Source organism: Undibacterium sp. KW1, assembly GCF_009937955.1.
Lineage (GTDB): Bacteria > Pseudomonadota > Gammaproteobacteria > Burkholderiales > Burkholderiaceae_D > Undibacterium.
On sequence record NZ_AP018439.1, the window covers coordinates 2,767,614 to 2,784,786 of the forward strand.

At 49.0% G+C, this 17,173-nt stretch carries 13 protein-coding genes; 12 read left to right on the forward strand and 1 reads right to left on the reverse strand.

The genetic code is table 11. From position 1 onward, the window contains the following. From ispC to UNDKW_RS12575, 12 genes are all read left to right on the forward strand, one after another. Positions 1–1,185 (forward strand): 1-deoxy-D-xylulose-5-phosphate reductoisomerase, encoded by a 1,185-nt coding sequence (ispC, locus tag UNDKW_RS12520; protein WP_162058952.1) that lies wholly within the window; start codon positions 1–3, stop codon positions 1,183–1,185. Then, positions 1,182–2,555: an RIP metalloprotease RseP gene (gene rseP / locus UNDKW_RS12525; protein WP_162058953.1), complete on the forward strand. Its 1,374-nt coding sequence runs from the start codon at positions 1,182–1,184 to the stop codon at positions 2,553–2,555. Before ispC ends, rseP begins: the two co-directional genes overlap by 4 nt. Positions 2,556–2,624: 69 nt before the next feature. After that, the gene (gene bamA / locus UNDKW_RS12530; protein ID WP_162058954.1) at positions 2,625–4,973 is read left to right on the forward strand and encodes an outer membrane protein assembly factor BamA; all 2,349 of its coding nucleotides are present in this window, start codon (positions 2,625–2,627) and stop codon (positions 4,971–4,973) included. A gap of 92 nt (positions 4,974–5,065) precedes the next feature. Then, the gene (locus tag UNDKW_RS12535; protein ID WP_162044600.1) at positions 5,066–5,542 is read left to right on the forward strand and encodes an OmpH family outer membrane protein; all 477 of its coding nucleotides are present in this window, start codon (positions 5,066–5,068) and stop codon (positions 5,540–5,542) included. A 5-nt stretch (positions 5,543–5,547) separates the two neighbouring features. Further along, on the forward strand, positions 5,548–6,609 hold the full coding sequence (gene lpxD, locus UNDKW_RS12540) for a UDP-3-O-(3-hydroxymyristoyl)glucosamine N-acyltransferase (RefSeq protein ID WP_162058955.1): 1,062 nt from the start codon (positions 5,548–5,550) through the stop codon (positions 6,607–6,609). After that, entirely contained in the window at positions 6,602–7,054 is a 453-nt protein-coding gene (fabZ, locus tag UNDKW_RS12545) for a 3-hydroxyacyl-ACP dehydratase FabZ (protein ID WP_162041362.1), read from the forward strand. The genes lpxD and fabZ overlap by 8 nt, the downstream gene beginning before the upstream one ends. A gap of 11 nt (positions 7,055–7,065) precedes the next feature. Continuing rightward, positions 7,066–7,854: an acyl-ACP--UDP-N-acetylglucosamine O-acyltransferase gene (gene lpxA, locus UNDKW_RS12550; protein WP_162058956.1), complete on the forward strand. Its 789-nt coding sequence runs from the start codon at positions 7,066–7,068 to the stop codon at positions 7,852–7,854. Between the two features lie 8 nt (positions 7,855–7,862). Continuing rightward, on the forward strand, positions 7,863–9,023 hold the full coding sequence (gene lpxB / locus UNDKW_RS12555) for a lipid-A-disaccharide synthase (protein ID WP_255431539.1): 1,161 nt from the start codon (positions 7,863–7,865) through the stop codon (positions 9,021–9,023). A gap of 59 nt (positions 9,024–9,082) precedes the next feature. Next, positions 9,083–9,862: a TatD family hydrolase gene (locus UNDKW_RS12560; RefSeq protein WP_162058957.1), complete on the forward strand. Its 780-nt coding sequence runs from the start codon at positions 9,083–9,085 to the stop codon at positions 9,860–9,862. Positions 9,863–9,870: 8 nt separating this feature from the next. Further along, complete coding sequence (locus tag UNDKW_RS12565) at positions 9,871–10,539, forward strand: ankyrin repeat domain-containing protein (protein WP_162058958.1); 669 nt, start codon at positions 9,871–9,873, stop codon at positions 10,537–10,539. A 352-nt stretch (positions 10,540–10,891) separates the two neighbouring features. Continuing rightward, positions 10,892–12,625 carry an ABC transporter permease subunit gene (locus tag UNDKW_RS12570; protein ID WP_162058959.1) on the forward strand — a complete coding sequence of 578 codons (1,734 nt, stop codon included), beginning with the start codon at positions 10,892–10,894 and terminating at the stop codon, positions 12,623–12,625. Positions 12,626–12,667: 42 nt separating this feature from the next. Continuing rightward, a complete protein-coding gene (locus tag UNDKW_RS12575; protein ID WP_162058960.1) occupies positions 12,668–13,969 on the forward strand; it encodes an AAA-associated domain-containing protein in 1,302 nt (433 codons plus the stop codon). 29 nt (positions 13,970–13,998) lie between these two features. On the opposite strand, the gene UNDKW_RS12580 is transcribed toward UNDKW_RS12575, so the two are convergent. After that, positions 13,999–17,163 (reverse strand): error-prone DNA polymerase, encoded by a 3,165-nt coding sequence (locus UNDKW_RS12580; RefSeq protein WP_162058961.1) that lies wholly within the window; start codon positions 17,161–17,163, stop codon positions 13,999–14,001. Positions 17,164–17,173: the final 10 nt, after the last annotated feature.

Consider the following 17,173-nt stretch of genomic DNA (forward strand, 5'->3'; position numbering starts at 1 on the left):
ATGCAGAAAAAACAGCAGCTTTGCATACTAGGTTCTACCGGCTCCATAGGCGTATCGACTTTGGATGTTGTTGCACGCCATCCTGAGCGCTATGGCGTTTTTGCTTTGACTGCACACACCCAGGTTAAAAAACTGGCTGAGCAATGCGCGCAGTTTTTACCTCAGGTTGCCGTGGTTGGCACTGCGCAGGCGGCTGATGAGCTGGCGAGTCTGTTGAAAGAATTGCATTTGCCTCAAATCCAGATATTGTCTGGCCCAGAGGCCTTGTGTGCCGTTGCCAGCGCAGGCGAATGTGATAGTGTGATGGCAGCCATTGTTGGTGCTGCCGGTTTGCCTGCGTCTTTGGCTGCTGCAAAAGCAGGTAAAAAAGTCTTGCTGGCCAACAAAGAAGCACTGGTCATGTCTGGCCAGCTATTTATCGATGCCATCAAAGACAGTGGCGCTGCTTTACTGCCTATTGACAGCGAGCACAACGCCATTTTTCAATGCTTGCCCGGCAACTACAACCGTCAACCCGGCCAGCATGGCGTACACAAGATATTATTGACAGCCTCTGGCGGCCCCTTTCTGAACCGGGATGTCAATACCCTGGATGATGTTACGCCTGAACAAGCTGTTGCTCACCCCAACTGGGTCATGGGTCGAAAAATCTCTGTCGATTCAGCGACGATGATGAACAAGGGACTTGAGGTCATCGAGGCGCATTGGCTGTTTGCTACGCCAGCAGGTAAGATTGAGGTAGTCATCCATCCGCAGAGCGTGATTCATTCCATGGTGTCTTATACCGATGGTTCAGTGATAGCACAAATGGGCAACCCTGACATGCGCATACCCATCGCTTACGGTATGGCCTATCCTGAGCGTATAGACTCGGGAGTCGCACCACTTGATCTGTTAAAGGTCGCCAGTCTGAATTTCATCAAGCCAGACTTCCAGCGTTTCCCTTGCTTGCAACTGGCTTATGATGCCTTGAAAGAGGGCAAGTCGGCTGCAACCATATTGAACGCAAGTAATGAAATTGCTGTCCAAGCGTTTTTGGACAAGAGAATAGGCTTCCGCATGATCAATCAGGTCATAGAGCATACGCTGAACAAACTTGCTGTGAGCGAGACACCAGATCTGGAAAGCATACTTGCCTGCGATGCTGAAGCACGCCGGGTTGCAGAGGCAATGATTTCCTTATGACTTGGCTACAAAACGCACTAGCCTTTCTGGTGACCCTGGGCATACTGGTTACTATCCATGAATTTGGACACTATATTGTTGCCCGCTGGTGTGGCGTCAAAGTCCTGCGTTTTTCCCTGGGAATGGGAAGGGTTATCTACTCCAGGCGCCTGGGTAAAGACCAGACTGAATGGGCTATTTCCCTGTTGCCGCTAGGTGGCTATGTCAAAATGCTGGACGCCCGTGAGATGGGGGCAGAAAAAATCGCCCAACATGAACTGTCCCGCGAATTTTGCCAGCAATCTGTATGGAAGCGTATAGCTATAGTGGCGGCTGGCCCTATGGCCAATTTTTTATTGGCTATCTTCCTTTATACCGCCTTGTTTGTGCATGGTGTGCCAGAAGCAGTTTCCAAAGTGCGCGTAGCATCTGAATCCTCTATCGCCTATAAAGCGGGATTGCGCTACGGTGACCTAGTTACTTCTATAAATGGTGAGCCAGTACAAAGCTGGTCAGAGTTCCGCTGGAAAATGATGCAAGCCGGTGTCAGTAGGCGTAATCCGGTACTTGAAGTACAGCATGCCAATACCGGCAATATTAGTGATAACACACCAATTTCTGTCGAAATCCCACTTCAACAACTGAGTTCGAGCGAAGTTGATACCGATATTTTGCAGCACCTTGGCTTGAATCTTGCGGGAAGTACTGAAATTGTACTGGAGGATTTCTTACCGGATAGTCCCGCCAAGCAGGCCGGTTTGCAGGTTGGCGACCGTATTCTGGCGATAGGACAGAAACCCCTGCTTGATACAATAGATTTCCGGCAAATCGTCAACGCCCACCCGGATAAGCCGTTGAAGTTGATGGTGCAAAGGAATGGCAACAAATTTGAGGTGGAGGTTACGCCTGTTAGTCAAGAGGTAAGTGGGCAGACAGTGGGGTTGATGAAGGTAAAATTGCAGCCTATGGTTCCAGAAATGACGGTGGTGCAGGCTAGCCTGCCACAGGCATTTATCAAGTCTGTTGAAAAAACCTGGGATACCAGTATCTTCAGCCTGAAAATGATGGGGAAAATGTTGACGGGTAGTGTTTCTCTGAAGCATATAACCGGACCTTTGACCATTGCTGATTATGCCGGGCAAACCTCCAGAACTGGCATGATTGTCTATCTGGGCTTCATTGCGGTGATCAGTATTAGCCTTGGCGTGATGAATTTACTACCAATACCCGTTTTGGATGGGGGGCATTTGTTGTATTATTCGCTGGAAGTTTTGACAGGGAAACCTTTGCAGGACCGTTATGTCGAAATGGGACAGCGTGCCGGATTTTTTTTGTTATTGACGATGATGGCAATAGCTTTTTTTAATGACATTGCCCGACTAATGTCATAATAGCTGGCTTGATGACAGAAACTCATTTTAGATAGCAATATTGAGAGTATTGAAAGAAATTTATACCCAATGAAATTACATATTGAGCAGTTCACTTTAGCCCATTTTCGTCGTCATGCTTTATCTCTGGCTGCATTGGCACTTTGCACCGGAAATGCATTGGCGATTGAGCCCTTCACCGTCAAGGACATACGTGTAGAAGGCTTGCAACGGACGGAAGCTGGTACTGTATTTAGCTATTTGCCTGTCAAAGTCGGCGAGCAATTTGATGACGCGAAAAGTACAACTGCGATCAAATCCCTGTATGCAACGGGTTTTTTCAAGGACGTTCAGATTGAAGTGCAAGACGGTGTATTGATCGTTTTGCTGGAAGAACGTCCTACCATTGCTGGCGTAGAATTCACTGGCACTAAAGAATTTGAGAAAGATGCACTCGTCAAAGCCTTGAAAGACATAGGTGTGGGTGAATCACGTATTTTTGATAAGGCAACAGTTGATCGTGCTGAGCAAGAGCTCAAACGCCAATACCTGTCCAAGGGCTTGTATGGCATGCAAATCACGACCACCATCACGCCGATAGAGCGCAATCGTGTAAACGTTACATTTGCTGTGGATGAGGGCGAAGTAGCCAAGATCGCCCAGATTAATATCATCGGTAACAAAGATTTTTCTGACGGTGAAATCCGTGACCTGTTAACCTTGACGACACCTGGCTGGTTTACCTGGTATACCAAGGCAGATCAATATTCCAAGCAAAAACTGTCGGGTGATATCGAGACCTTGCGCTCGTTCTATCAAAACCGTGGTTATCTGGAAATGCAGATTTTATCGACGCAGATTTCCATTACACCGGACAAAAAAGACATTTACATCACCATCAATATTGATGAGGGAGATAAATATACTGTCTCCGATATCAAGCTTGAAGGCGATACTATGGGTAGGGAAGAGGAATTGGCCTCTTTGTTGTTGCTCAAAAAAGGTAATATTTATAATGCAGCTCGTCTTACTGAAAGCACCAAGCGTATTTCTGAACGCATGGGTAATTTTGGTTATGCGTTTGCCAACGTGAATGCAAATCCTAACCTGAATAAGGAAAAGAAAGAAGTTGCTTTCACCATCTTTGTTGATCCAGGCAAGCGTGTTTATGTGCGCCGCATTAACCTCGCAGGTAATACCCGCACACGTGATGAAGTTATCCGCCGCGAATTCCGCCAGTTTGAAAGCTCATGGTACGACGGCGAGAAAATCAAAACCTCACGTGACCGTGTCGAGCGTCTTGGTTATTTTAAAGATGTCACTATAGAAACACCTGAGGTGCCAACCAGTGTTGATCAGGTCGATGTCAATTTGACTGTGACTGAAAAACCTACTGGTAACCTGATGTTCGGTGCTGGCTACTCCAGTGCCGAGAGATTGACGTTAACTGGCTCCATCCAGCAAGCCAATGCCTTTGGTAGTGGTGATACGATAGGTCTGGATATCAATACCAGCCGTCAAAACCGTACAATTGCGCTGTCCCACACAGATCCTTATTTTACGGATGATGGTGTAAGCCGCAACGTGGAAGCCTATATTCGCACAACGCGTCCGATTATCGGCAGTGTCGGCGATTATAAGATTCAGACTACCGGTGGCGCCTTGCGTTTTGGTGTGCCATTCTCTGAAGTGGATACAGTCTTCTTTGGACTCGGTTTTGAGCGTACCAAGGTTGAAACTTACTATGGCAGCCCATACCGTTACCTGAAATATGTTGCTGACTACGGTACTGGCTCCAAGGATACGGTTGCTGTTGATTATGGTATAGGCGAGGCCGTGACAAACTCCTTCCCATTGACAGCCGCCTGGCAAAGGGATAGCCGCGACAGCGTATTGACCCCAACAATTGGTCGTTATCAACGTGCCAACCTGGAATTGGCAGCAGTGGGCAGCTTTAAATATTATCGTGCAATTTATAATGCGCAATTATTCCAGCCGGTTTATCGGTCTGTTGTGCTGGCATTGAACGGTGAAATTGATTATGGACATGGCCTGGGTGGCAAACCATATCCATTGTTTAAGAACTTCTATGCTGGTGGTATAGGTTCGGTGCGCGGTTATGAGCCATCGTCCTTGGGCACCAAAGATCCAAATGGTGATGCACTTGGCGGCGCAACCCGCTTGCTGGCTAATGTAGAATTACAGATTCCTTTCCCAGGCGCTGACAAATCCTTGCGCTGGTTCACTTTTGTGGATGGTGGTAATGTATTTGATGAAGGTCAAAAAATCCGAGCGAAAGATTTACGTTTTTCTGCTGGTATAGGTATAAGCTGGATATCGCCGGTTGGCCCATTGAAACTGAGTTTTGGTAAAGCTTTGAATGCCAAACCGGACGACAAAAAGCAGACATTCCAGTTCCAGATGGGTACTGGTTTCTAATTGCTTATGTTCGGCTGTGTTTTGTTTTAGTACGTGTTACGGAGATTATTTTGAGTCAACATACTACCCCGACCAAATTGTTGCAACGCTTGATGGTTTGTGCGGCTTGCGTTTTCAGCGTTGCTCAAGCTCAGGCGCAAGATACCAAAATAGCGATATTTGACTCTCAGAGAGTGATGCGCGAATCCGTTCCGGCAAAAGCGGCTGAGGCTAAACTGAAAGTTGAATTTCAAAAGCGTGGCGAAGAACTGGAAAACCTGGCAAAGAAATTGAAGGCGACGGCAGAGAAATATGAAAAAGATGCGCCTTTATTGTCAGAATCTGACCGTGTTGTCCGTCAGCGTGAAATTACCGAGTTGGACCAGGCTTTCAAGCGTAAGCAGCGTTCTTACAATGAAGATGTGAACCAGCGTCAGAATGAAGAAATTGCATCATTGGTGGAACGTGCGCAAAAAGTGATCAAACAAATCGCAGAAGCCGAAAAAATTGATCTGGTCTTGCAAGATTCTGTGTATCACAGCGCCCGCATCGACATCACTGATAAAGTTCTCAAAGCACTCTCCAAATAATTCCTATGACCGCGAGCATTCGGCTGGGTGAATTGGTCGATCGCTTCGGTGGTCAATTGACTGGTTCACCTGATATTACTGTCACTGGCATTGCCCCTCTGGATGAGGCCAGTGAACAGCATATTACCTTTCTGTCCAATCCCAAGTTCCGGCACAAGGCAGCGGCTACCCAGGCTGCTGCCTTGATTTTGACGCAAACCGATTTCGAGCAAATTGGCAAAGGCTATGCTGGCATTTGTCTCATTGTCCCGCAACCTTATGTGTATTTTGCCCGTGCGGCGCAGTACTTTGCTTCACTCAATGCAATACCGGCAACACTAGGCGTGCATCCTGCGGCATGGGTCAGTCCCCACGCAATAGTCGCTGCCACCGCCAGTATTGGGGCTAATGCCAGTATTGATTCCGAGGCAGTGATTGGTGAGCACGTTGTCATCAAGCCAGGCGTCGTGATTGGCCGTGGCGTAGTGATCGGTGACCATAGTCTGATCCATGCAAATGTCAGCATTTATGACTATTGTGTTCTGGGTCAGCGCTGCATTATCCATTCTGGTGCAGTAATAGGCGCTGATGGTTTTGGCTTTGCCAATGAAAAAGGTCAATGGATAAAAATTCCACAAACGGGCAGGGTGCTGATAGGTGATGATGTGGAAATCGGTGCAAACACCAGTATAGACCGTGGCGCTTTGGCTGACACCATCATAGAAGAAGGCGTCAAGCTGGATAACCAGATACAGATAGGGCATAACTGCCACATAGGCGCGCATACAGCAATGGCAGGTTGCGTGGGTGTGGCAGGTAGTGCCAAGATAGGCAAATATTGCACATTTGGTGGTGCGGCCATGGTGCTGGGGCACCTGACCATCGTCGATAATGTACATATTTCTTCTGCAAGCATGGTGTCGCGCTCCATACTGGAGCCGGGGCAATACACTGGCTTCTATCCCTTGGCGAAAAATGCTGATTGGGAAAAAACTGCTGCCATCGTGCGTAATTTATCGGGTATGCGCGAAAAAATGCGTTATCTCGAAAAAACAATGAAAACACTGACTGAAAAAGATCATGAATAGCCTGGACATTAATCAAATCAAAGAATACTTGCCACACCGTTACCCGATGTTGCTGGTGGATCGCGTACTGAGCTGGGAAAATGGCAAGACCATTACCGCCATCAAAAATGTCACGGCGAATGAAGAATTTTTTAACGGACATTTTCCGAATAAGCCCGTCATGCCCGGCGTATTGATGATAGAAGCGATGGCCCAGACTGCAGCCATCCTCTCATTCCTGACCATGGGGCAAAAGCCGGACGAGAATACTATTGTGTATTTCCTCGGCATTGATGGCGCGCGTTTCAAGCGTCCGGTTGAACCTGGTGACCAGTTGAAAATGGAAGTCGAAATCATCAAGGTTGCACGCGGCATCTGGAAATACAAGGCCAGGGCAACAGTCGATGGCCAATTGGCAGTAGAAGGCGAACTGATGTGCACCATGCGTACGAAAGATGAAGCCTAGGAGGGCACACTATGCATATCCACCCGACCGCGCTGATAGACCCCAAAGCCCAACTGGATAGCTCCGTTGAGGTCGGTGCCTATTCGATTATCGGCCCCAATGTGACGATAGCTGAGGGTACCAAGATCGGCCCGCATGTTGTCATTGAAGGACATACGACAGTAGGCCGTAACAATACTTTCTACCAATTTTCTTCCATAGGTGCTGCTCCGCAAGACAAGAAATATGCGGGTGAACCTACGCGCCTGGAAATTGGTGACAATAACGTCATTCGTGAATTTTGCACCTTCAATCTGGGCACGGTTCAGGACAACGGCGTCACCCGTCTGGGTAACGATAACTGGATCATGGCCTATGTGCATCTGGCACATGATTGCCAGGTAGGCAACAACGTCATATTCGCCAATAACGCCGCTTTGGCTGGTCATGTGCATGTCGGTGACTGGGTGATTTTGGGTGGTTTTACCAATGTCCACCAGTTCTGCAAGATAGGTGCACATGCCATGTGTGGCATGGGTACCTCCTTGTTGCAGGACGTGCCTCCGTTTGTCATGTTGAATGGCAATCCGGCTGGCGCCCATGGCATCAATGTCGAAGGCCTGAAGCGCCGTGGTTTTAGTCGTGAGCAAATTACAGCGATACGTCAGTCTTATAAGCTGATCTATAAATCTGGCCTGACTCTGGAAGAGGCCAAGTCAGCGATAGATGAGCAGATTGCCGGGCTGGAAACTGATGTTGCTCTTCACGTGCAGTCCATGCGTCATTTTCTCGATGCTGCTACACGTGGCATAGTCCGTTAAGTTTCGTTGTGACAAATCAAGCTAATCGTCCCATTATCGCGATGGTTGCCGGAGAAACTTCCGGCGACATGCTGGCCAACCGCCTCCTGTCAGGTCTGCGTCCGGCCTTGCCTGATGCTCACATGCACGGCATAGGTGGTCCGCGTATGGCTGAGCACGGTTTCATTAATGACTGGCCGATGGAGAAACTGTCTGTGCGTGGGCTGTTTGAAGTGCTGGCGCATTACCGTGAAATCAGTGGCATACGCAAGCAATTGCGTGAACGGTTATTGCTTGAAAAGCCGGATGTCTTCATCGGTGTGGATGCACCAGACTTCAATCTGGATCTGGAAATCCAGTTAAAGCGGGCTGGTATTTCCACCATGCACTACATCAGCCCCTCAATCTGGGCCTGGCGTGGTGGCCGCATCAAAAAGATAGCGGAAGCAGTTTCCCACATGCTGGTGGTGTTCCCGTTTGAAGAAGAGATATACGTCAATGCGGGCATACCTGTGACCTATGTTGGTCATCCGCTGGCCCAGGTCATTCCCATGGAAACGGACATGGCCGCCGCCAGGGACGAGCTGGGTCTGGACAAGAACGCCAGAGTCGTTACGATTTTGCCGGGCAGCCGTATGTCCGAGATCAAATACAATACTGAAGCTTTTATCCAAACAGCTAAAATACTATGCCAGCGTGATCCTCATCTGCAGATTGTGGTCCCCATGGCTGGTGACAAGCAACGCAGTTATTACATCAAGCTGGTGGTTGAAGCCAAGCTCGATAATGTACCGGTGTTGCTGATAGATGGCCGCTCCCATACGGCCATTGCAGCGGCGGATGCGGTACTGGTTGCCTCAGGCACTGCATCACTGGAAGTAGCGTTATTTAAAAAGCCCATGGTGATTGCCTACAAGATGATGGAAGCTTCATGGCAGATTTTGCGACACATGGGTTACCAGCCCTGGATAGGTTTGCCGAATATACTTGCGCGTGAATTCCTGGTCCCAGAATTTTTGCAGTCAGCGGCGAGGCCAGACGCGATGGCTGATGCTTTGTGGCAGCAGTTAAGTGACGAAACCTTGCAGGAACGCCTGAAACAGCGCTTCATCGACATGCATCATTCTCTTTTGCGTGACACTGCTAACGTCTCGGCGCAAGCCGTATTACAATTGATTTCAGCAAAATGAGGCTTAGTCCTTCATTTATTGACTGATCATTGCATCAAATTTCCTTATGAGTAGCAAGCATGTACGTTGATTCCCATTGTCATATTAATTTCCCTGAACTTGCCGTGCGCATGCCGGAAATACTGAGCAAGATGCAGGAAAATAGTGTGACCCATGCGCTATGCGTTTCTGTTGATTTGCCTGATTTTCCCCAGGTGCTGGCACTTGCAGAGCAGTATCCACATATCTACGCATCCGTAGGTGTGCATCCTGATTATGAAGAAACAGAAGAACCAACGGCAGAGCAATTGGTTAAGCTGGCGGATCACGACAAAATTATTGCCATCGGTGAAACCGGTCTCGATTACTTTCGCCTCAAGGGTGACCTGGAGTGGCAACGAGAGCGTTTCAGGCAACATATCCGCGCCTCACGCATCTGCCGCAAGCCACTTATCATTCATACCCGCGCTGCAGCTGAAGACACCATACGCATTATGAAAGAAGAAGGTGCAGGCACGGCGCAGGGGGGCGTGGCCGGTGTCATGCACTGTTTCACCGAATCTCTGGAAGTGGCGCAAGCTGCAGTGGACCTTGGCTTTTATATTTCATTCTCAGGCATACTGACTTTCAAAAGTGCCAAAGATTTGCAGGCTGTTGCCAAAGCCTTGCCGCTCGATCGTATTTTGATAGAAACTGATTCACCCTACCTGGCGCCAGCCCCCCATCGTGGCAAGATGAATGAACCCGGGTTTGTGCGCCATGTCGGTGAATTTCTGGCAGATTTGAAAGGCATATCTGTCAAAGAAGTGCAGGAAACCACTACCAGAAATTTCTTTCAATTGTTTCAATTCGCTCAATGAGGTCAGGCATGCAAACAAGCTTGCAAAGAAGTGTTTATTGGCGTTGCCTTGCTTGTTTTTTGTTGTGGCTAATTTCTTCCTGCGCTTTTGCTGACGACCGCGAGGATTTGATTTTTGCTGTGCGTTTTGACCAGGTAGATAGGGTTAAGGAGTTATTAGGGCGAGGTGTAAGTATAGATATTACTGAACCCATTCGCGGTGAAACCCTGCTGATGATCGCCTTGCGGGAAGATTCAAAAAAAGTCTTCCAGACCTTGCTCAATCATAAAGATATCAATCTTGAGGCCAGGGCCAGCAATGGCGATACTATCCTGATGCTGGCCAGCTACCTGGGTAATTCTCCTTTCGTTAAAACCCTGGTTGAGCATGATGCCGAGATTAATCAGGTGGGCTGGTGTGCCTTGCACTATGCCGCTGCTGGTGGCAATAAGGAGATCGTTGCCTTATTGCTGGAAAAATCGGCCTACATAGATGCCGAATCCCCCAACAAGACCACCCCGTTGATGATGGCTGCCCGTTCGGGCAAGCACCTTATTGTCAATCTTTTGCTGGAAGAGGGGGCGGACCCATTTCTCAAGAATGATCTGGGTCTAACCGCTCTTGATTTTGCAATTGAAGTAGAGCAGAGAGAAATTGCCGCTGTCTTGAAAGAACGCATGCAAGCTACAAAAAAATAAGCTTTTTGCGCTGCAACATCTTGCCTGCGAAACAAAGTCTATGTTAAAGTTCGCGCATCTCATTTTCGGAGCACATCTGTGGACAGTTATAGTTGTAGATATTCACTCAACTTGGCAATGTAAGCACAGATTTCCTCTTGCTACCTTGCCATTTGGCGGGTAGTAGTCTTTTGCAGCAAACACGCTGCTCCCTACTTTTACCCCTATCTTAAATTTCGCGTGGCGCTGGCTATCAACCAGTATGCATGTGCGTAGCTGCGCGTTTTATCTTTGTCCAGACTTTGTGTTTGTGACAGGAGGTATGGTATGTCTCATTTTTTCTTTTGCGTTTTGCATGAGTTGAGGAGCATTCATGTTTGAATTGTTCCGTTTCCAGGCACGTGATGTCGTTACCGAAAGTAAAGGGCCAAATCGCTGGGATTGGGCTTTGCTTCCTCTGGTATTGGCTGTACTAGGAATTTTTGCATTTGCGGCCATGCAGATGAGCCGTCCTTTTGCCGTAGGCGAGGCTTTGCAGATCAGTCTTGATCCTGCCTATCTGCCTTACTATTTATTGCGCACAATTTTGCGCATGTTCACGGCACTGGCTTTTTCTCTGGTTTTTAGCCTGGTATTTGCAGCCATTGCAGCCAAATATGCGGCGGCTGAAAAAGTCATGATACCGGCGCTGGATATCTTGCAATCTGTACCTATTCTTGGTTTTCAGGCGATTGCGATTGCCCCTTTTATTGCCTTGTTTCCTGGTAATTTGCTGGGTGTGGAGTGCGCCGCCATTTTTGCGATTTTCACTTCCCAGGCGTGGAATATGGCATTCAGTCTGTATCAATCGATACGCAATGTACCACCTGAATTGAAAGAAGCGGCGCAGATTTTCAGATTATCTGGCTGGCAGCGTTTCTGGCGCCTGGAATTGCCATTTGCCATGCCAGGTTTGCTCTGGAATATGATGATGTCCATGTCCGGCGGCTGGTTTTTCCTGGTGGCGGCAGAGGCTATTTCTGTGGCTGGGCAAGACATTAAATTGCCAGGTATAGGCTCCTATATTGCGGTAGCGATTGAAGCGAGGGATGGCATGGCGATCACCTGGGCAATTGCTGCCATGCTGATCGGTATTTTGCTGTACGACCAATTATTTTTCCGCCCTCTGCTGGCCTGGGCCGACAAGTTCCGTTTTGAAGAATCTCAGGGTGAAACGGCACAACAATCCTGGTTGCTGGACTGGATGCGTAGCAGCCGTTTGTTTCGTGCCTGGATTGCCAGGTTCTGGCTCTTCCTCGGGCGTGGCTTGTCATGGTTTAGCGTGCAAGGTGATGGTACTACCGTGCAGGTAAATCAGCGTTTCAACCATCCTGCCTGGCCTAAAGTCCTGGATGCAGTTTTGTTGCTGGCATCTGTTTTTGCCATGTACAGCCTGTTCATTTTCATACACAGTGTGGTGGGCTGGGCTGAAGTGGCGCATGTGCTGGGCTTGGGCTTGATTACCCTGGTGCGCGTCATGTTGTTGATTGCCCTCGCTTCATTGTTCTGGGTGCCGGTGGCAGTCTGGATAGGTTTGCGCCCACAGTATTCGCAAAAAGTGCAGGCAATGGCGCAGTTTTTGGCTGCATTCCCTGTCAATTTGATGTTCCCCCTGGTGGTGTTTGCCATGGTGACTTTCAACCTGACACCAAATATCTGGCTCAGCCCTTTGATGGTGTTTGGTACGCAGTGGTACATCCTGTTCAATGTCGTGGCTGGTGCTGCCACCATCCCCAATGAACTGCGGTTGGCAGCAGACAACCTGGGGCTGAAAGGCTGGCTGAAGTGGAAGCGCGTATATTTGCCTGCTGTTTTCCCCAGCTATATCACAGGGGCAATCACAGCCAGTGGTGGCTCATGGAATGCCAGTATCGTGGCTGAATATGTCACCTGGGGTAAAACTACGTTGGTGGCCGATGGCCTGGGTAGCTATATCAAGCAAATGACAGAAACCGGGGACTTTCACCGCATTGCTTTGGGTATAGGCGTGATGTGCGTATTCGTCATGCTGCTGAACCGCTTTTTCTGGCGCAAATTGTATCTGCTGGCAGAAGACCATCTGCGTTGAGCCAGTGAGCTTACGCCTGGATCATTCATCACGGAGTTCAAGATGACACAAAATTTATTACTCGATCTGAATCAGGTAGCCAAATCCTTTAAGGCAGCAGATGGTAAATCGCGCCTGATACTGGACAAGGTTGATTTTCAACTCAAAGATGGCGAAATCGTCGCCTTGCTCGGTAAATCTGGTTCCGGTAAATCTACTTTGCTGCGCATCATGGCTGGTTTGATACCAGCAGATGCAGGCAAAGTGGCTTATCGCGACAAGGCAATTGGCGGGCCGGTGGCAGGCATAGCCATGGTTTTCCAGTCCTTTGCCTTATTCCCCTGGCTGACTGTACAACAGAATGTGGAACTGGGTCTCGAAGCCCAGGGTGTGCCAGCGGCAGAGCGTGAACAAAGGGCTGACGCGGTTCTCGAATTGATAGGCCTGGCCGGTTTTGGTGGTGCCTTGCCTCGTGAACTTTCTGGCGGCATGAAACAACGTGTGGGTATAGCCAGGGCACTGGTCACCAATCCTGACGTGCTGCTGATGGATGAAGCTTTTTCTGCACTGGATGTGTTGACAGGTGAAACCCTGCGTAATGACATGCTGGAATTGTGGGAAGAAGACCGTATATCCACCAAGGGGATTTTGATCGTTTCTCACAATATTGAAGAAGCCGTCATGATGGCAGACCGCATCATTATCCTGTCCAGCGACCCCGGTTCAGTAAGATGTGAGATCAAGATAGATTTACCCAGACCGCGTGATGTCGATTCGCTTGAAGTTCGCGCCCTGATTGATGAAGTGTATGGTTTGATGACCATGCGCGCCACTCATGAGGCAGCCGCTGATACGCCAAATGCCCGCCACATGGGATATCGTTTACCTGAGACGGATGTCAGCCGCATCGAAGGTATTCTTGATTTGCTGGCAGAAGCCCCATTCAATGGCCGTGCCGACTTGCCGCAACTGGCAGAAGAAGCTGAACTGTCGGATGAAGAATTATTCCCGACCTATGAAGCCCTGAGCCTGTTGGGTTTTGCCGTGCTGGAAAAAGGCGACATCATGCTGACGCCACTGGGTAAAAAATATGTAGAGGTAGAGCAGGCGCAAAAGCAGGAATTGTTTGGCCAGCAATTGCTGACGCATGTTCCATTGGCAGCACATATACGCCGCAATCTGGAGTCGGAAACGAGTGGCAGCCTGTCTGAGCAACCGCTGATAGATTTGCTGGAAGAGTTTTTGAAATCTGACGAAGCAAAACGCGTACTAGAAGTCGCCATCGAATGGGGGCGCTATGGCGAGGTTTATGAATATGATTATCATACTGGTCGGCTGACTTTGCCTGAGGATAATCAAGAGTAATTATTGCGTCTTTGCAGGGCAGGGGAAGCTTAGCAAAAATTCCTGCTACCTACTTCCAATTGTCCCAGAAGATGCGACATATCCACCAGGCGTTTGGCAACCAGATGCCTGACTTCGGCTTCACATTGCCAGATACCATATACACCGAGCAGCGGCGCACTCAAGACTTCACTGCGCTGCTTTTCCAGCACATTTGGCCAGATAATCACATTTACTGGGCCGGTCTCATCTTCTATGGTGATGAAGATGACACCTTTGGCTGTCTGCGGTCTTTGCCTTACCGTGACCAGACCGCAGCCGCGGGCAAATTGCCCTTGCTGAAAGGTGTTCAGCATTTCTGCTGGCAAGAACCGCTTGGCCAATAATTGTGGCCGCAACAAAGCAACTGGATGGCGCTGCAGACTGAAGCCGGTCGCGTGATAGTCACTATAAATCTCCTGTGCCTCTGAAGGGGCTTTCAGTTGCGGCACCTGTTCCTGTATGCTAGTGACGCGCAATAAGTCCTTATCCGGCATTGCACCCACTGCCTGCCACAATGCCTGCCTTCTATGCCCAGCCAGACCAGACAAGGCATTACCTGCAGCCAGCACATGTAAATCGTGCTGGCTTAATTGAGCACGTTTTGCCAGATCTTGCACATCAACAAATGCCTGTTGCTGACGCGCCTGCATGATACGCGAGGCAGCGTCCTCGGACATGCCATACAGCAAAGAGAAGCCCATGCGAACGACAGGCTGCATGGTGCCGGTAAATCTATTATGCAGCGTCTCTGTCTCAAGCGAAGAATCCCAGTCACTGCAAGTCACATCGATGGCCCTGACTTGCACATCATGGCGACGGGCATCCTGTATCAGTTGCGAAGGCGAATAAAACCCCAAGGGCTGAGAATTCAATAGCGAACACAAAAACACCGCAGGTTCATGACGCTTGATCCAGCTACTGAAATACGCAAGGATGGCAAAGCTGGCTGAATGGCTTTCAGGAAAACCATAATCACCAAAACCTTTCATTTGTTCGTAGATACCTTGAGCAAAATCACGCTCATAACCATTCTTGACCATGGCTTCTACTATTCTGGTTTCATAGCCTTCCAGGCCACCTTTGCGCTTCCAGGCTGCCATTGCGCGGCGCAAGCCATCTGCTTCTCCTGCGGTAAAATCGGCGGCATGCATGGCGATCTGCATGACTTGTTCCTGGAAAATGGGTATTCCCAAAGTGCGTTCCAACGCCGCCCGCATACCCGGATTTTTATGAATTTCTACAGGCTGCTTGCCCTGACGCCTCTGCAAATAAGGGTGGACCATGCCACCCTGTATAGGGCCGGGCCGAACAATGGCGATCTGTATCACCAGGTCATAGAATTTTCTGGGCCTCAGGCGCGGCAACATACTCATCTGCGCCCGCGATTCTATTTGAAACACTCCTATGGTATCTGCCTTGCAGATCATGTCATAGGTCAGAGTATCTTCGCGTGGAACATCCTGCATGCACTTAGGTTTGCCTGGCAAGCTAGCCATTAAATCAAAAGCCCGCCGCAATGCCGACAGCATGCCAAGAGCCAGCACATCAACCTTGAGCAAGCCCAGAGATTCAAGGTCATCCTTATCCCATTGAATCACATTACGCTTTTCCATCGCTGCATTTTCTATAGGCACCAGCCTGGATAATTTGCCGCGTGCGATAACAAAGCCGCCACTGTGCTGCGATAAATGACGCGGGAAACGCAGTAATTTTCTTGTCAGCGAAGCCCATTGCTGGGCAACAGGAGAACTGGTATCCAGGCCGCATTCAGCAAAGCGTTTAAATAACTCCTGTTTGCTATCAAACCAGCGATGCGATTTTGCCACCGCATCGACGATCGCCAAATCTATACCCAGGGCTTTTCCGACATCGCGCAAGGCACCGCGTGGATGGTAAGTGTGCACAGCAGCAGCTATGGCAGCGCGGTCACGTCCGTATTTATCATAAATATACTGCATGACTTCTTCACGACGCTGATGCTCAAAATCGACATCGATGTCTGGGGGCTCACCTCTTTCCTTGGACAGGAAACGTTCAAACAACAGGGTATGTGTTTCTGGGTTGACTTCTGTGATGTGCAGGCAATAGCAGACCACACTGTTGGCTGCCGAGCCACGCCCCTGACAAAGTATTTTTTCATTCCTTGCGAAATTAACGATATCAAATACCGTCAAAAAATATGGCTCATAAGCCAGATCATTAATCAGTGCCAGTTCATGCTCTATTTTATGTTTTACCGACGATGGCAAACCTTTTGGATAGCGTAGATCGGCTCCTTTATAGACTTGCAACTTTAAATAACTGGCAGGCGTATAGCCTTTAGGCACCAGTTCGTGCGGGTATTCGTAGCGTAACTCATTCAATGAAAAACTGCACAGGTCTGCAATCCTCACTGTTTCGGCCAGAGTATGTCGTGGATAGATCGTTGCCAGCCGCAAGCGTGAACGCAGGTGCTGTTCTGCATTCATCGCCAATGTGTAACCACATTCAGTGATGGGCTGGCATAAGCGTATGGCCGTCATCGTGTCTTGCAAGGGCTTACGAGAACGGACATGCATGGTGACCTGTCCAATGGCAACAACGGGTAATTGCACGGCTTCAGCCACAGCCTCAACTTGCTGTTTTTGATATTCATCTGCAATTTGCACCAATAAATTCAAGCCTACCCAGGCACGGCCAGGAAAGTTTTTCTTTAGCCATTTGGCCTGTTTCAGTAGTGCATCGCTTTCTGCAGGGTAGGCTGGTACCAGTATCAGCAGGCAATCTGGCAAGCCAGACAAATGTTCCAAACCCGGCGGTGGCGTGACGAAATCCTTGGGCGTCAATAAGTAACTACCCTTGGTCGCTCTGCATCTGCCAAGAGTGATCATTTCAGATAAGTTGCCATAGCCCTCACGGTTTTGTGCAAGGGCAATCAGGTGCACATTATTTTCAGGAGCCTCTGTATCTTCCAGTCTAAAGTGAGCACCAATGATGAGGTGTAAATCGGTATTTTTTGCTGCTGCATACGCTCTTGCCACGCCAGCCAGTGAACATTCATCGGTAATGGCCAGGGCGCGATAATTCAGTTTAATCGCACGCTCCACCAGTTCTTCTGAATGTGATGCCCCATGCAGGAAGCTGAAATTGCTCATGCAAAATAATTCGGCATATTCGGGCAAGAAGGTACTCATGCTGATTTAT

Excerpts from the sequence above, each read along its gene's own strand:
- ispC (WP_162058952.1), top strand. The coding sequence starts at position 1 with ATGCAGAAAAAACAGCAGCTTTGCATACTAGGTTCTACCGGCTCCATA.
- rseP (WP_162058953.1), top strand. The coding sequence starts at position 1,182 with ATGACTTGGCTACAAAACGCACTAGCCTTTCTGGTGACCCTGGGCATA.
- bamA (WP_162058954.1), top strand. The coding sequence starts at position 2,625 with ATGAAATTACATATTGAGCAGTTCACTTTAGCCCATTTTCGTCGTCAT.
- UNDKW_RS12535 (WP_162044600.1), top strand. The coding sequence starts at position 5,066 with ATGGTTTGTGCGGCTTGCGTTTTCAGCGTTGCTCAAGCTCAGGCGCAA.
- lpxD (WP_162058955.1), top strand. The coding sequence starts at position 5,548 with ATGACCGCGAGCATTCGGCTGGGTGAATTGGTCGATCGCTTCGGTGGT.
- fabZ (WP_162041362.1), top strand. The coding sequence starts at position 6,602 with ATGAATAGCCTGGACATTAATCAAATCAAAGAATACTTGCCACACCGT.
- lpxA (WP_162058956.1), top strand. The coding sequence starts at position 7,066 with ATGCATATCCACCCGACCGCGCTGATAGACCCCAAAGCCCAACTGGAT.
- UNDKW_RS12560 (WP_162058957.1), top strand. The coding sequence starts at position 9,083 with ATGTACGTTGATTCCCATTGTCATATTAATTTCCCTGAACTTGCCGTG.
- UNDKW_RS12565 (WP_162058958.1), top strand. The coding sequence starts at position 9,871 with ATGCAAACAAGCTTGCAAAGAAGTGTTTATTGGCGTTGCCTTGCTTGT.
- UNDKW_RS12570 (WP_162058959.1), top strand. The coding sequence starts at position 10,892 with ATGTTTGAATTGTTCCGTTTCCAGGCACGTGATGTCGTTACCGAAAGT.
- UNDKW_RS12575 (WP_162058960.1), top strand. The coding sequence starts at position 12,668 with ATGACACAAAATTTATTACTCGATCTGAATCAGGTAGCCAAATCCTTT.
- UNDKW_RS12580 (WP_162058961.1), bottom strand. The coding sequence starts at position 17,163 with ATGAGTACCTTCTTGCCCGAATATGCCGAATTATTTTGCATGAGCAAT.